The 15,027-nt window shown below is 74.9% G+C and carries 13 protein-coding genes; 10 read left to right on the forward strand and 3 right to left on the reverse strand.

What is annotated here, in order from left to right:
- Positions 1–54 precede the first annotated feature (54 nt).
- From O2W14_RS15230 to O2W14_RS15240, 3 genes are all read left to right on the forward strand, one after another.
- Positions 55–615, forward strand: a complete 561-nt coding sequence (locus O2W14_RS15230) for a signal peptidase I (RefSeq protein WP_269176949.1) — start codon at positions 55–57, stop codon at positions 613–615.
- A 122-nt stretch (positions 616–737) separates the two neighbouring features.
- Positions 738–1,871, forward strand: a complete 1,134-nt coding sequence (locus O2W14_RS15235) for a hypothetical protein (RefSeq protein WP_269176950.1) — start codon at positions 738–740, stop codon at positions 1,869–1,871.
- A complete protein-coding gene (locus O2W14_RS15240; protein ID WP_269176951.1) occupies positions 1,868–3,526 on the forward strand; it encodes a GGDEF domain-containing protein in 1,659 nt (552 codons plus the stop codon). Before O2W14_RS15235 ends, O2W14_RS15240 begins: the two co-directional genes overlap by 4 nt.
- Before the next feature lie 40 nt (positions 3,527–3,566).
- Here O2W14_RS15240 and O2W14_RS15245 read toward each other — a convergent pair whose 3' ends face one another.
- Positions 3,567–5,090, reverse strand: a complete 1,524-nt coding sequence (locus O2W14_RS15245; RefSeq protein WP_269176952.1) for a dolichyl-phosphate-mannose--protein mannosyltransferase — start codon at positions 5,088–5,090, stop codon at positions 3,567–3,569.
- An 81-nt stretch (positions 5,091–5,171) separates the two neighbouring features.
- On the opposite strand from O2W14_RS15245, the gene rsmI reads away from it, so the two are divergent.
- Positions 5,172–6,011: a 16S rRNA (cytidine(1402)-2'-O)-methyltransferase gene (gene rsmI / locus O2W14_RS15250; protein WP_269176953.1), complete on the forward strand. Its 840-nt coding sequence runs from the start codon at positions 5,172–5,174 to the stop codon at positions 6,009–6,011.
- Between the two features lie 51 nt (positions 6,012–6,062).
- Here rsmI and O2W14_RS15255 read toward each other — a convergent pair whose 3' ends face one another.
- Entirely contained in the window at positions 6,063–6,944 is an 882-nt protein-coding gene (locus O2W14_RS15255; RefSeq protein WP_269176954.1) for a DUF559 domain-containing protein, read from the reverse strand.
- A 146-nt stretch (positions 6,945–7,090) separates the two neighbouring features.
- On the opposite strand from O2W14_RS15255, the gene O2W14_RS15260 reads away from it, so the two are divergent.
- On the forward strand, positions 7,091–7,573 hold the full coding sequence (locus O2W14_RS15260) for a GNAT family N-acetyltransferase (RefSeq protein WP_269176955.1): 483 nt from the start codon (positions 7,091–7,093) through the stop codon (positions 7,571–7,573).
- A gap of 8 nt (positions 7,574–7,581) precedes the next feature.
- On the opposite strand, the gene corA is transcribed toward O2W14_RS15260, so the two are convergent.
- Positions 7,582–8,673: a magnesium/cobalt transporter CorA gene (gene corA, locus O2W14_RS15265; RefSeq protein ID WP_269176956.1), complete on the reverse strand. Its 1,092-nt coding sequence runs from the start codon at positions 8,671–8,673 to the stop codon at positions 7,582–7,584.
- A 156-nt stretch (positions 8,674–8,829) separates the two neighbouring features.
- Between corA and O2W14_RS15270 the strand changes: the two genes are divergently transcribed.
- The 5 genes from O2W14_RS15270 to O2W14_RS15290 all read left to right on the forward strand — a co-directional run bounded on the left by O2W14_RS15270 (position 8,830) and on the right by O2W14_RS15290 (position 14,933).
- A complete protein-coding gene (locus tag O2W14_RS15270; protein WP_269176957.1) occupies positions 8,830–10,338 on the forward strand; it encodes an amino acid permease in 1,509 nt (502 codons plus the stop codon).
- Between the two features lie 107 nt (positions 10,339–10,445).
- Positions 10,446–11,126, forward strand: coding sequence for a hypothetical protein (locus O2W14_RS15275; RefSeq protein ID WP_269176958.1), 681 nt, complete (start codon positions 10,446–10,448; stop codon positions 11,124–11,126).
- A gap of 47 nt (positions 11,127–11,173) precedes the next feature.
- Positions 11,174–12,997: a methionine--tRNA ligase gene (gene metG / locus O2W14_RS15280; protein WP_269176959.1), complete on the forward strand. Its 1,824-nt coding sequence runs from the start codon at positions 11,174–11,176 to the stop codon at positions 12,995–12,997.
- A 121-nt stretch (positions 12,998–13,118) separates the two neighbouring features.
- On the forward strand, positions 13,119–13,985 hold the full coding sequence (locus O2W14_RS15285; protein ID WP_269176960.1) for a TatD family hydrolase: 867 nt from the start codon (positions 13,119–13,121) through the stop codon (positions 13,983–13,985).
- Between the two features lie 111 nt (positions 13,986–14,096).
- Positions 14,097–14,933 carry a hypothetical protein gene (locus O2W14_RS15290; protein WP_269176961.1) on the forward strand — a complete coding sequence of 279 codons (837 nt, stop codon included), beginning with the start codon at positions 14,097–14,099 and terminating at the stop codon, positions 14,931–14,933.
- The last annotated feature ends 94 nt before the right edge of the window (positions 14,934–15,027 follow it).

The raw sequence follows: 15,027 nt of genomic DNA on the forward strand, positions 1-15,027 counted from the left end.
CGGACCCCCCGCCGGGCGGGTCGTCACGGCCGGCACCGTCCCACGGCCGAGCCGGTGGCCGCGGCCGTCGGGTCGTGGGCCTCGGCGCTGGCCCGCGCCGTCGTCCTGGCCGCCCTGGTCGCGCTGGCCGGGCTGCTGGTGCTGTGCCTGGTGCCCCAGGCGTTCGGCCTCCGGGCGGACGTCGTCGTCTCCGGCTCCATGCAGCCCCGGATCGCCCCGGGTGACGTCGTGCTGACCGCCCCGGTCACCCCGCAGGAGCTGGAGCCGGGCCAGGTGCTGCTGTTCCGCGACCCCGCGGACCCCGGCCGCACGCTGCTGCACCGGCTCGTCGCCTTCGACGCCCGTGGCGACCTGGTGACCCGGGGAGACGCCAACCAGGGCGACGACCCCAGCCCGGTCCCGGCGGCCGAGGTGGTCGGCCGGGCGCACCTGCGGGTGCCCCACGTCGGGCTGCCGGCGTACTGGTGGCGCACGGGGGACCGGGGCGCCGCGGTCCTCGCCACCGCGCTGCTCGCCGGGGTGACGGTCTGGGCCACCCGCCGGCACGGCACCGGTCCAGAGCCTGCCCGCCCCGGGCGCCACCGGACCGGCCCGTGGCCGGTGCCGGCCGGTTGATGGACCACATGTCGGGCGCAACTCAACATGTGCGCCTCCCGGCCGAAGACGAGGACGTGGCGGTGCAGTCGCCACCGCCCGCCGCACCCTGCGGACGGGTACCGCACCGAGAGGAGAGCACGGTGTCCCGAGCAGCCCGGGCAGGTGGACGGCGTCCTCGCCGTGCTGCCCTGGCCGCCGGCTGGGTGGCCGCCGCGGCCCTGCTCGCCCAGGCGTCGGTGGGCCTGGTGCCCGCGGAGCTCCTGCCCGCCGCCGAGAACTCGACGTCCGTGCGGCTGGTCGACGACCGTGCCGGCGGGGCCCTGTTCACCTCCACCGGGCTGGTGCCCGGGCAGGTGGAGCAGCGCTGCGTCGCCCTCGAGGTGACCGGGGCGGCACAGTCCTTCAGCGGCGTCGGGCTCAGCGCCGAGGTGTCCCAGGCCGACCTCGCCCCCTACCTGTCCCTGACCGTCGAGCGCGGCGCCCTCGCCGACCCCACGCGGTGCGAGACGTTCACCGGTCAGCAGGTGTGGACCGGCACGCTGGCGCAGCTCCCGGGCACACCGGCCACCGACGTCCCCACCGGGTGGCGGCCCGGCCGCGAGCAGCAGGCGGTGTTCCGCTTCTCCGTCGGCGTGCTCGACGACCCGCGGGCCCAGGGCCGGACGGCGCGGGCGTCGTTCGTCTGGTCCCTCGACGTGACCCCGACCCCCGTGCCGGTGGTCGTCGCCGAGCCGGTGCCCGCCCCCGTGCCGGCACCGGCCCCGGCGCCGGCCCCGATGCCCTCGGCGACACCGGTCCCGGTGCCCTCCGCGGCACCCACCGCGGCACCGGCGACCGGCCGGGTCCCGGTCCCGGTGCGCACGTCGGCCCCGGCCCGCGCCTCCGGGTCGGCACCGGCGCCTGCCGTGCAGCCGGTCCCGTCCGCCGAGCCCGCCCCGAGCCCCGGGGCGGCCGTACCGGTCACCGGCTCCGGGCCCTTCGGGGGCGGCAGCCTGCCCCGACGCGGCGGGACCTCCGGCGACGTCCTGCTCGCGCCCCCGATCGACACCACGCCGTCCTCGCTGGTCGAGGTGGCCGCCGCCGTGGGCGAGGTCGCGTTGGCCGTGGCCGACGACGGCCAGTTCCCGCTCGCCCTGGTGGCGGTCGTGATCGGCTTCGTGTTCCTGCAGGGCCGGCTGGACCGCCGGGACCCCAAGCTCGCCCTGGCGCCGGTCCGGCACGACCTCAGCAGCTTCCCCGACTTCCCAGAGAGCCCGCGGAGGGCACCGTCATGACGCAGACGCCCAGCTCCTCGCGCGGCTCGCTGGACATCCTGCCGCTGGCCGACCGGCTCCGCTGGATGCTCGCCGTCCGGATCGGTGTGCTCACGCTGCCGCTGCTGGCCTGGCTCCTGACCCGGTCGGGCACGCCGGCCACCGTCGGCTCGGTGTGGGTGCCGGCGGTGTCGGGCGTGGTGGTGCTGACCACCGGGCTGGTGCTGTCCCAGCTGTCCTCCTTCGGCCGGCGCTGGGCGATCGTGGCCCTGACCGTCCCGGCCCTGCTCGACGCCGTCCACCTGGGACTGGCCATGTACCTCGCCGGCGGGCTCGACGGGCCGGTCGTGTACGTCGTCGTCCTGCACGTGCTGGCGGTGTCGCTGCTCGGCTCGTTCCGCAGCGGGCTGCGGATCGCCCTGTGGCACTCCCTGGTCGTGATGTGCGTGCTGGAGGCGGTGGCCACCGGGCTGCTCCCGGCGCAGCCGGGCATCGCCGGGTTCGACACGATCGGCTACAGCGTCTTCCTGGTCGTGGTCTGGGTGACCGCGGTGACCACCGCCGGCCTGGGGGCGGTCAACGAGCGCGAGCTGCGCCGCCGCCGGTACGACGAGGCGGCGCTGCGCCGGCTGTCGGCCGCCCTCCACGAGGCCGACAGCGGCGCCAAGGTGGCCGAGGCGCTGCTCGACTTCGCCGTCGACGCCGCCGACGCCTCGATCGCCGCGGTGCAGTACCACCTGCCCGACGGGGGTGGCCGGCCCTCGGTCGACCTCGCCGTCCGCATGCACGCCGACCGCGCCGCGGAGAACCTGCGGCTGAGCGGGACGCCGCAGCCGGGCACCCTGCTGCACCTCGCCCAGGAGCGGGGCAGCACGGTGCTGGCCACCATGACCGCCCCCGACCCGTGGGTCGAGGAGGTGCTCGAGGGCGCCGGACGGGTCGTCGTCGTCCCGTTCGCGCTCGAGGGGCAGGGGTCGGGGACGCTGAGCTTCGCCGACGACGCCCGCAGCGGCTCGCGCATCGAGCAGCGCCGGGTGGGTGTGGCCGAGCAGGCGGTCGCCCACGCCGCCACCGCCTTCGCCCGCGTCGCGCTGCTGGAGCACCTGCAGCAGAGCGCGCTCACCGACGGGCTCACCGGGGTCGCCAACCGCCGGGCCTTCGACACCGCGCTGGAGCGGGAGGTCACCGACGCCGTCCGGGCCGACGCGGCGCTGGCCGTGGTGATCATCGACCTGGACCACTTCAAGTCGCTCAACGACACCTTCGGCCACCAGGCCGGCGACGACGTGCTGCGCGCGGTGGGTGCCGCGCTGCGCTCCTGCGTCCGCCGCGGTGACGTCGTCGCCCGCTACGGCGGCGAGGAGTTCGCCCTGGTGCTGCCCGGCGCCAGCGTGGACGACGCCGTCGAGGTGGCCGACCGGGTGCGCGCCTCGCTGCGGGAGATCGACGGGCCGCGCGCCGTGACCGCCAGCCTCGGCATCGCCTCCCGTGCCACCGCCGGGGACACCGGCACCGCACTGCTCACCGCGGCCGACGCGGCGCTGTACTCGGCCAAGGACGGCGGGCGCGACCAGGCCTGGCTCGCCGGCACCGAGGGTCCGGTGACCGCGGTGGTGTCCCGGTACACCGCGGCCCAGGTGCCGGTGCCGCGCTCGGAGCGGGTCCCCGTCGTCTGACCTCCGGCCCCCTCGTCGGCCTCTGCGAGGGGGTCCTCCCTCAGAACCAGGAGGGGAACCACATCCGCTGCAGCCACTCGCCGTGGGTGAGCGGCTGCCCGGTGAGCACCGGGTAGAAGAAGACGAACGTCATCGCGACCACCGCGACGTAGGTGCACACCGCGGCCAGCCCGATCTGGCGGCGCAGCACCGGGGCGTCCCGCGGGCCGAGGACGTCGGCGAGCACGAGCACCACGGCCAGCACGAAGAACGGCAGCGCCGGGGCCATGTAGAACAGGAACATCGTCCGGTCGAGGTTGACGAACCAGGTCAGCCAGCCGGCGGCGACGGCCACCGCGACGGTCAGCGCGGTGGGGTCCCGGCGGGCCACGACCCGCCAGAGCAGCCACAGCACCGCCGGCACGAAGGCGAACCACAGCGTCGGCGTCCCGACCATCAGGATGTAGCGGATCACCGGGTTGCCGTCGGCGTCGGTGAGCCCCTGCGGGTTCCACAGCAGGATCGGTCGGCCGTCGACGACCCACGACCACGGCCCGGACTCCCACGGGTGCGGGCTGGACAGCCCGTTGTGGAAGCGCAGCCACTCGCCGTGCATGTGCCACAGCGAGCGCAGCGCGCCCGGGACGAACCCGTACGCGGTGTCGGGGTGCTGGTCGGCCCAGTGCCGGCCCTGCGCGCCCTCGCCGCGGAACCAGCCGGTGAAGGAGGCCAGGTAGGTCAGCACCGGGACCGCCCCCAGCGCCCAGGCGGCGCCGGGCAGCCCGCGGCGCAGCGCCACCAGGCTCGGCCGCTGCACCCCGGCCTCGCGCCAGGCCGCCCGGTCCCAGAACAGCGACAGCACGCCGAAGAACGCGAGGAAGTAGACCCCGCTCCACTTGACCGAGCAGGCGGCGCCGAACATCAGCCCGGCGGCCAGCCGCCAGCCGCGTGGGCCGAGGGCGAAGCCGCTGGCGCCCACCCGGTCGGCGGCGTCGCGCACCCGCTGGCGCACGGAGTCCCGGTCGACGACCAGGCAGGCCACGGCGCTGAGGACGAAGAGCTGGAGGAAGACGTCGAGCAGGCCGATCCGGCCCAGGCTGAAGGAGAAGCCGTCGAGGGCCATCAGCAGGCCGGCGACCAGCCCCAGCAGCGTCGAGCCGGTCAGCCGGCGGGCCAGCCGCACCAGGACGACGACGGCGATCGTGCCCGCCACCGCCGAGGGCACCCGCCAGCCGAGGGAGTTGTCGCCGAACAGCTGCTCGCCGATCGCGATCAGCCACTTGCCCAGCGGCGGGTGGACGATGAACGTGTAGCCGCGGTTGGCCTCGTAGCCGTACTCGAGCATCTCGGCGGCCTCGGGCGGGTAGTACGCCTCGTCGAACACCAGCTCGGCCGGGTACCGGATGTCCCACAGCCGGGTGACCAGCGTGGCCACGGCCAGCACCGTGGTGAGCACCGCGGCCAGCACCCGGTCGGTGGGCAGCGGCGGCACGACCTCGCGGCGCGGCCGGGGGAGCGGTGGCCAGCGGCGGGGACCCGCGTCCTCGGGTGCCACCTCGGACCGCTCGGGGGACAGCACCGCCATGGGGTGAGGGTAACCAGGGCACCTGGCCGTCCCCGGCCCCTGCGGGCGAGCCGGGGACGCCCGCCGTGACAGGCTCGGGACATGACCGGACGACTCGTGCTGGGCGGCGCGCCCCTCGGACAACCCGGCGACGTCGGCCCCCGGCTGCGCGAGGTGCTGGCCACCGCCGAGGTGCTGGCCGTCGAGGACACCCGCCGGCTGCACCGGCTCGCCGCCGACCTCGGGGTCACCTTCACCGGCCGGCTGGTCAGCTTCTACGAGTCGGTCGAGCAGGCGCGGCTGCCCGGGCTGGTCGCGGCGATGCAGGACGGCGCCACGGTGCTGCTGATCACCGACGCCGGCATGCCCTCGGTCTCCGACCCCGGCTACACGCTGGTGCGCGCCGCGATCGACGCCGGCATCGACGTCACCTCGGTGCCCGGGCCCTCGGCCGTGGTCACCGCGCTCGCCGTCTCGGGTCTGCCCTGCGACCGGTTCTGCTTCGAGGGCTTCCTGCCGCGCAAGGGCGGGGAGCGGCGGTCGGCGCTGGCCGCGCTGGCCCGCGAGCCGCGCACGATGGTGTTCTACGAGTCCCCGCACCGGCTGGCCGACGCCCTCGCCGACGCGGTGGGCGCCTTCGGGCCCGAGCGCCCCGCCGCGGTGTGCCGGGAGCTGACCAAGACCCACGAGGAGGTCCGCCGCGGGTCGCTGGCCGAGCTGGTCGAGTGGGCCGCCGAGGGCGTGCGCGGGGAGATCACCCTGGTCGTCGGCGGCTCGGTGGCCGGGCCCGAGGCGCTGTCACCGGCCGAGCTGGCCCGCGAGGTCGCCGCCGAGGAGGCCGCCGGCGCCGACCGCAAGGAGGCCATCCGCGCCGTCGTCACCCGCACCGGCCTGCCCCGCCGTCAGGTCTACGACGCCGTCCTCGCCGCCAAGAAGCCCTGACCCGCACGCCGTTGTGCGCTCATGGCTCCCTCGTGGGTGAAGAGGCAGCCCTCAGCGCACAACGGGGTTCAGTGCCGCCGCGATACGGGCGACCAGCTGGTCCGGGCGGTGGAGGTCGGCGTCCGTCACGAAGACGATCTGCCAGCCGGCGGCGGTGAGCCGGTTCAGCCGCTGCCGGTCCTTGGCGAACTGACCGGGCTCGGCGTGCCAGAGCCCGTCGTGCTCCACGGCCACCCGGTGTCCCGGCCAGCCGAAGTCGACGTCGGCGACGAACCGGCCGCCGTGGACGACGCGGTGCTGGTCCACCGGGGTCGGCAGGCCACCCCGCCGCATCAGCAGCCGCAGTCTGGTCTCCTGCGGCGCCTGCGCCAGGCCGTCGGCCAGCGCGCACGCCGTCCGCGCCCGGCGACAGCCTGGTCCGAGCGCCGCGTCGGCCGACCGGCGTACGACGGTCAGGTCGGCGCCGCCCAGCACCACGAGCTGGTCGACCGCGACCACCGCCTCGTCGAGGTCCGGGCCGCCGGCGAGCTCGACCGCGGTGGCCGCCGGGCTGGTCACCCACAGCCCGTCGTACCGCAGCACCTCACGTTCCTCGAGGTCGACACGGCGCATGCGGATCCCCGCCGTCCGCACCGGGTGCGCGCCGGGGGAGGAGGTGAGCTCCACGTCGTCGTCCGGGCCGGCCATCGGCACACCCCAGAGGACGGCGGCGCTGCGGCCGCTCACCACCGCGTCGGGGTGCCGCAGTGCGGCTGCCCGCACTCGTAGCTGGTGGGTCACCTCGACGTCGGCGTGCACGTGGACGTCGGGAAAAATCCGTCGCCACGGGCTGCTGCGCAGCCGCGCGCGGGTGGTCAGGCCGGCGGAGATCGCCTCGGTGCCGAGGAAGGGGCCGCGGCGGAGCTGGTCGGGGACGACGGCCGGAACGGGCACCCGACCACGGTGCCGGACCGGGGAGCGGTCGCGCTGCCGTCGTCCACAGGCCGCCGTCGTGCGCGCAGGGCTGTCTCAGCGGCCCGGAGACAGCCCTGAGCGCACGACGGCGGTCCGGCTGGGGCGGGCTGCGGCAGGATCCGGGCATGACGCTGCGCATCCGGCCGGCCGGGGCGGCCGACCTCCCGGGCATCGCCGAGGTCGGCGCCCGGACCTGGCCGGCCACCTACCTGTCGTTCGCGGGTCGCGAGTACGTGGAGCGCAACCTCGCGGCGTACTGGTCACCGGCGGCCCTGGAGCGGGCGCTCGCCGAGGCGCTCCTGCTGCTGGTCGCCGAGGACGACGGGGAGGTGGTCGGGGTGGTCGAGGTCGGCGAGCACGACGGCGTCCCGACCATGTGGCGCCTCTACGTGCTCCCCGACCGGCACGGCGGGGGAGTGGGACGGGCGCTGCTGGACGCTGCGGTCGCCGCGCTGCCGGCGGGCACGGCGGCGCTGCTGACCGAGTACACCGCGGGCAACGACCGGGCCGCCCGCTGGTACGCCGCCCGGGGCTTCGTCGAGACCGGCCGCGACCCGGGTGCCGGCGGCCTGGACGTCGTCTGGCTCCGGCTGTCGCTGCCCCGGTAGGACCCGGGCTACAGCCAGCCGTTGCGCTTGAAGCCGCGGTAGAGGAGGTAGCAGAGGGCGGCCATCAGCAGCAGTGCGAACGGGTACCCGAAGGACCAGTGCAGCTCCGGCATGTGGTCGAAGTTCATCCCGTAGACCCCGGCGACCAGGGTCGGGGCGGCGATCAGACCGGCGTAGGAGGAGATCCGGCGCATGTCGTCGTTCTGCGCCACCGAGATCCGGGCCAGCGCCGCCTGCAGGATGTTCGACAGCAGCTCGTCCAGACCCAGCACCTGGTCCCTGACCCGCAGCGTGTGGTCCTGGACGTCGCGGAAGTAGGACCGCATCGCGTCGGGCACCAGGTCGTTGGGCCGGTCGGCCAGGGCGGTCAGCGGCAGTTCCAGCGGCTGGATGGCCCGGCGCAGCTGCATCAGCTCGCGCTTGAGCTGGTAGATCCGCGGGGTGTCGTCGGTCCGCGCGGGGCTGAACACCGACGTCTCGAGCTCCTCGACGTCGTCCTCGACCGCCTCGGCCACCTCGACGAAGTGGTCGACCACCAGGTCGGTGACGGCGTAGAGCACCGACGACGGCCCCAGCTGCAACAGCTCGGTCTGGCCCTCGAGGGTCCGCCGCAGGTCCTTGAGCCCGCCGTGGTCGCCGTGCCGGACGGTGATCACGTAGTGGCTGCCCAGGAAGACCATCACCTCGCCGGTGTTCACGACCTCGCTGGTGGCGGTGAGGGCGTCGTGCTCCACGTACCGCGTGGTCTTGAGCACCATGAACAGGCTGTCGTCGTAGTTGTCGAGCTTGGGGCGCTGGTGGGCCTCGACGGCGTCCTCGACGGCCAGCGGGTGCAGCCCGTAGACGTCGGCGACCCCCTCCAGCTCGGCCTGGGTCGGCTCGTGGAGCCCCAGCCACACGAAGCCGCCCGCAGCGATCGCGGCCGGCAGCGCCTCGTCGTAGGCCACCGGTGCCTGGCGCTGCCCCTCGACGTAGATAGCGCAGTCGATGACGAAGTCGCTGCCCTGCCGCTCGGTCGGGGGCAGGCTCGGCGGGCCGACCGGGCGCGGACGGCGGTGCACCTGGGGCAACCGTGAGCGGGTGCTGTCCGTGCTCGTCACGGGCACCTCCTGGTCTGGTCGTGCGCCCGGTCGGCGACCGTGCGGGGCGGGGGGAGCCTAGGTCTGCGGGATGCCCCCCGCCGTGGGACGCTCCCCGCACAGTTGATCACCAGCAGGACGGCGGACGTCGCGCCGCCTGCCCGAGAGGGGGCTTCCGTGGCCACCAACAAGGCCCGGGTCAAGAGCGTCGAGGAGTCCATCCGCGACACCGAGGAACCCGACCACCAGCTCAAGAAGAACCTGTCGGGCCTGGACCTCACCGTCTTCGGTGTCGGGGTCATCATCGGCACCGGCATCTTCGTGCTCACCGGCGAGGTCGCGAAGACGACGACCGGACCGGCCGTGGCCATTTCCTTCGTCATCGCCGGCCTGGTGTGCGGGCTTGCGGCACTCTGCTACGCCGAGCTGGCCTCGACCGTGCCGGTTGCGGGCTCTGCGTACACGTTCTCCTACGCCACCCTCGGCGAGCTCGTGGCCTGGATCATCGGCTGGGACCTGGTGCTGGAGTTGGCCTTGGGCGCGGCGACGGTGGCGGTCGGCTGGTCGGGCTACCTCAACCAGTTGCTGGGCGACCTGGGCATCCCGTTGCCCACCTCGATCGCGGGGGAGGAGGCCACGGTCAACCTGCCGGCGATCTTCATCGTCGCGGTGATGACCGGGGTCCTGGTCCTGGGCATCAAGTTCTCCTCGCGGGTGACGTCGGTGATCGTGGCGATCAAGGTGGCCATCGTCCTGCTGGTCATCGTGGTCGGGCTCTTCTACGTCAAGGCCGCCAACTACTCGCCGTTCGTCCCGCCGGCCCAGCCGAGCGAGACCGGCAGCGGGTGGACCGCCCCGCTCATCCAGACGTTGTTCGGCTTCGCCCCCAGCACCTTCGGGGTGGGTGGGATCCTCGCCGGCGCCGCCATCGTCTTCTTCGCCTTCATCGGGTTCGACATCGTGGCGACCGCGGCCGAGGAGACCAAGGACCCGGAGCGCGACCTGCCCCGCGGCATCATCGGCTCGCTGGTCGTCTGCACCGTCCTCTACGTGGCCGTGTCCCTGGTCGTGGTCGGCATGCAGCGGTACTCGGAGTTGTCGTCGGAGGCGCCGCTCGCCGACGCCTTCCGCAGCGTCGGGCTGCCGTTCCTGTCCGGGGCGATCTCGGTCGGCGCGCTGGCCGGGCTGACGTCGGTGGTGATGATCCTGATGCTCGGCCAGTCGCGGGTGCTGTTCGCGATGAGCCGCGACCACCTGCTGCCGCCGGCGCTGGGCGCCGTCCACCGGAAGTACGGCACGCCCTACCGGATCACCCTGGTGACCGGGGCCGTCGTCGCGGTGCTCGCTGGGTTCGTCTCGCTGAACCTGCTGGCCAACCTGGTCAACATCGGCACGCTGTTCGCCTTCGTGCTCGTCTCGGTCGGCGTGATCGTGCTCCGCCGCACCCGCCCGGACCTGCGGCGGGCCTTCCGCGTGCCGCTGGTGCCGGTGCTGCCGATCGTCTCCGCACTGGCCTGCCTGTACCTGATGCTCAACCTCCCCGGGGACACCTGGCTCCGCTTCGGCATCTGGATGCTCCTCGGTGTGGGCATGTACTTCGTCTACGGCCGCCGGCACTCGCGCTTCTCGAAGATCGGCGCCGCTGAGCGCCGGGCGGCCGGGCAGCAGGCCGGCGGGGAGCGGTGACCGCGGGGCCTCACCCCGCAGGGTGAGGCCCCGGCCCCGGCCCTGCTGCCGGGCGCCCGAACGCCCGACCTGATCGGTGAAGCCCGTCACCGATCAGGAGATCCCCCGTGCCCAGCGCCGTCCTCGACGCCTCCCGCGTCCCCGCCGGAGCCCCGCAGGGCGCACCGGCGGTCCGCGCCACCCGGCCTGCCCGCCGGCGGCGCACCCCGCTGCCGGTCGCCGCCGCCGGTGTCCTGTCGGTCGTGGAGTCCCTCGCCCTGCTGGCCTTCGGCCTCACCGGGCTCGGCAGCCTCTTCACCGGGGTCACCCGGCTGCCCGGGGCGGTGGTGGCCGCCGCGCTGCTCCTGCTCGCCGCCTGGGTCGTGCTCGCCGCCGGTGCCGGCGCCGTCCTCGTCGACGGCGCCGGCCGCCGGCTGCTCGTCGGGGTCGCGGTCGCCGAGATCGGCGGGTGCCTGGCCCTCGCCGTCCACGGGCTGACCGGTCCCGGTGGCGTGCGGCTCGTCGCCGTGGCCGGGGACGTCGGCCTGCCGGTGCCCGCGCTCGCGCTGCTGGGCCTCGCCGTCCCGACCGGGAAGCTGCTGCTGGCCAGCGCGCCGTCCGCACTGGCCTGGGTCGCCGCCGGCGGCCGCCCCCGCGCCCCGCGCCGGGCACCGGTCGCCCCCGAGCACCGCGTGCTGCGCGGCGTCACGGTCGTCTGCATCGGTCTGGCCCTGGCCGGGGTGGCCGTGCTCGGCGCCCCCGCGGACGGCCCGGCACCGACGACGGCCGCGGTCACCGGCGCTCCCTGAGCCCGCCGCCTGCGAACCGGGTGGACCGACCTCACTACCCTCGTGCCGTGACAGATCGGCACATCCTCACCGCCGTCGCGTGGCCCTACGCCAACGGCCCGCGGCACATCGGACACGTCTCCGGCTTCGGCGTCCCCTCCGACGTCTTCAGCCGGTTCCACCGGATGAGCGGCGACAAGGTGCTGATGGTCAGCGGCACCGACGAGCACGGGACGCCGATCACGGTCGCCGCCGATGCCGAGGGGGTCACCCCGCGGCAGATCGCCGACCGCAACAACCGCATCATCGTCGACGACCTGGCCAGCCTCGGGCTCAGCTACGACCTCTTCACCCGGACGACGACGGTCAACCACCGCAACGTCAGCCAGGAGATCTTCCTGGGCCTGCTGAAGAACGGCTACGTCTTCCCCAAGACCACGCTGGGCGCGATCAGCCCGTCCACCGGCCGCACGCTGCCCGACCGCTACATCGAGGGCACCTGCCCGATCTGCGGCTACGACGGCGCGCGCGGCGACCAGTGCGACAACTGCGGCAACCAGCTCGACCCCACCGACCTGATCAACCCGGTGAGCCGGATCAACGGCGAGACGCCGAAGTTCGTCGAGAGCGAGCACTACTTCCTCGACCTGCCGGCCTTCGCCCGGGCGCTGGGGGACTGGCTGGCCACCCGCGGCAACTGGCGGCCCAACGTCCTGAACTTCAGCGTCAACCTGCTGGAGGACCTCAAGCCGCGCAGCTACACCCGCGACATCGACTGGGGCGTGCCCGTCCCGCTCGACGGCTGGCGTGACCGCGACGACAAGCGCATCTACGTCTGGTTCGACGCGGTCGTGGGCTACCTGTCGGCCTCGATCGAGTGGGCCCGCCGCTCCGGTGACCCGGAGGCCTGGCGGCAGTGGTGGCAGACGCCGGACGCCGACGCCTACTACTTCATGGGCAAGGACAACATCGTCTTCCACGCCGAGATCTGGCCGGCGCAGCTGCTGGGCTACAACGGCGGTGGCGACAAGGGCGGGACGCCGGGCTCCTACGGCGCGCTGAACCTGCCCACCGAGGTGGTGTCCAGCGAGTTCCTGACCATGGAGGGGCGCAAGTTCTCCTCCTCGCGCAACGTCGTCATCTACGTGCGCGACTTCCTGGCCCGCTACGACGCCGACGCGCTGCGGTACTTCATCGCCGCGGCCGGCCCGGAGAGCCAGGACACCGACTTCACCTGGGCGGAGTTCCTGCGCCGCAACAACGACGAGCTGGTCGCCGGCTGGGGCAACCTGGTCAACCGCTCGGTGTCGATGGCCGCCAAGAACGTCGGCGCGATCCCGACGCCGGGGGAGCTGACCGACGCCGACCGCGCGCTGCTGGCCGCCACCTCCGGCGCCTTCCCGGTCATCGGTGAGCTGCTAGGGCGCAACCGGCAGAAGGCCGCGGCCGCCGAGGCGATGCGGGTGGTCGGCGAGGCCAACAAGTACCTGTCGGACCAGGCGCCGTGGAAGCTCAAGGAGGACCCGGACCGCCGGGACACCGTGCTGCACACCGCGCTGCAGGCGATCAAGGACTGCAACACGCTGCTGACGCCGTTCCTCCCGCACTCGTCGCAGAAGGTGCACGAGCTGCTCGGCGGGACCGGCGTGTGGTCGGCCGCCCCGCAGATCGTGGAGACGACCGACCTCGACGACGGCTCGCCGTACCCGATCATCACCGGCGACTACGCCGCCAGCCAGGCCGTGTGGGCGTCCACGCCGCTGCCGCCGGCCGGCACGCCGCTGGCCACGCCGACGCCGGTGTTCACCAAGCTCGACCCCTCGATCGTGGAGGAGGAGCTCCGGCGTCTGGAGGAGGGCGGCCAGGGCGGTCCCACGGACGGCGAGGCGTGACCCGCCCACCAGCCGACACCGCTCGCCGGGATCCCAGCGGGGCCATGTCCCCGAACACGGCCCCTCTGGGCCGCGCTCGGACAGGGGCGACGATGGCCACTCCCGCCCTCGGGGGCGAGCGGTGAGCCGGTCGGCGTCGTCGCGGGCGAACAAGCGGGGCGAGCCGCCGCCGTCGCCGGAGCCGCTGCCGGCACCCGCGGTCGACAGCCACACGCACTTCGACATCGCCGTGGGCGGTGAGGACCGCGAGCCCACGCCCGCGGAGGTCGACGAGGCGGTCGAGGCCGCGGTCGCCGTCGGGGTGACCCGGCTGGTGCAGGTCGGGGTGGACGCCGCGTCGTCCCGCTGGTCGGCCGAGCTCGCCGCCCGGCGTCCGGAGGTGCTGGCCGCGGTCGCGCTGCACCCGAACGAGGCCGGCGCCGGTGCGGCCACGCCCGAGGCGCTGGCCGAGATCGACCGGCTGGCGGCGCTGCCCCGGGTGCGGGCGGTGGGGGAGACCGGGCTGGACCGGTACCGCACCGGCGAGGACGGCTGGGCCGCGCAGGAGGCGTCCTTCCGGGCGCACATCGACATCGCCAAGCGGCACGGGATCGCGCTGGTGGTCCACGACCGCGACGCCCACGACGAGGTGCTGCGCGTGCTCGAGGACGAGGGCGCGCCGGAGCACACCGTGCTGCACTGCTTCTCCGGGGACGCGGGGTTTGCCCGGGCCTGCATCGACCGCGGCTACGTGCTGTCCTTCGCCGGCACGCTGACCTTCGGCAACGCCGGGTACCTGCGCGAGGCCGCCGCCCTGACGCCGCTGGACCAGCTGCTGGTCGAGACCGACGCACCGTTCCTCACCCCGGCGCCGCTGCGGGGCCGGCCCAACGCCGCACGGCTGGTGCCGCACACCGTGCGCGCGCTCGCCGAGGTCACCGGCACCGGGCTGGAGCAGCTCTGCGACACCCTCACCGCCACCGCCGAGCGGGTCTTCGGGCCCTGGTGAACCTCCCGCCCCCACCCCTGACGGGTACGGGGCGGGGCGTCCTGGCGGGGCCTGGGTGCGCGACGCGCCCGGGGACGGCCACGACCGGCCCGACAGGGGGACACTGACCACGTGGGCCGCCTGATCGCGTTCGTCCTCTTCATCGCCCTGCTGGTCCCGGCCGCCGCGCTGGCCCGGGCCTGGTCGCTGGCTGCCGGCCGCCGGGCGGTGGCCGCTGCGGCGGTCGGCTTCGTCGAGCTGTCCCCGGCCGGCTCCGCCGAGCTGTCCCGGCAGGCCGTGCACGGCCGCCGGGTGCGGCAGCTGGGCTGGCTGCTCGGGGTGGCCGGCATCGTGGCCAGCGTCGTGCTGTTCGCCGAGGCGTCGGTGTTCCTGTGGCTGCCCGCGCTGGCCGCCGGGCTGCTGGCCGGGGTGCTGCTGGCCGAGGTCACCCGGCCGCGACCGCGCTGGGCGGTCGCCCGCCCCGCCCGCCGTCCCGCCCGCGGGGAGCAGGTGTCGCTGGTGCTGCTGTGGAGCATGCGGGCGGCCGTGGCGGGGGAGCTGGTGACCGCCGTGCTGCTGGGGTCCTCCGGCCACCTGTCCGACGCCGCGCTCACCGCGCTCGTGGTCACCGCCGCCCTCGGCTGGCTGCTGGCCGAGCTGGCGCTGGCCCGGGTGCTGTTCCGGCCGCTGCCGGCCGAGGGTGCCGACCTGCCCGTCGACGAGGCGCAGCGCACCTGGACCGCGCACCTGGTCGTGGCCGGGGCCAGCGTGCTGGCGCTGGTCCCGCTGGGGGTCCTGCTGCTCGTCGCCGGGGTCGACCTCGGCGACGAGGTGCGCGACGGCGCCGGCCTGCTGCCGGTGGCGCTGGTTGCCGGCGGGTTCGGCGCGCTCGCCGCCGGCCTGGCCGTGGCCGGCTACCTGCTCACCTGGCTGCGGCCGCTGCGCCAGGGCGCCGCCGCGCTGGCCTGACCGCCGCGGCGCCGGCCCGACCGTCGGTGCACGGGCCGGACCCTGTGGGCTTGCCCACCGTGCCCGTCGCTGGACGACCCGCCAACACGCCGTC

Source organism: Modestobacter sp. VKM Ac-2986 (assembly GCF_026967795.1).
Taxonomy (GTDB): domain Bacteria; phylum Actinomycetota; class Actinomycetes; order Mycobacteriales; family Geodermatophilaceae; genus Modestobacter.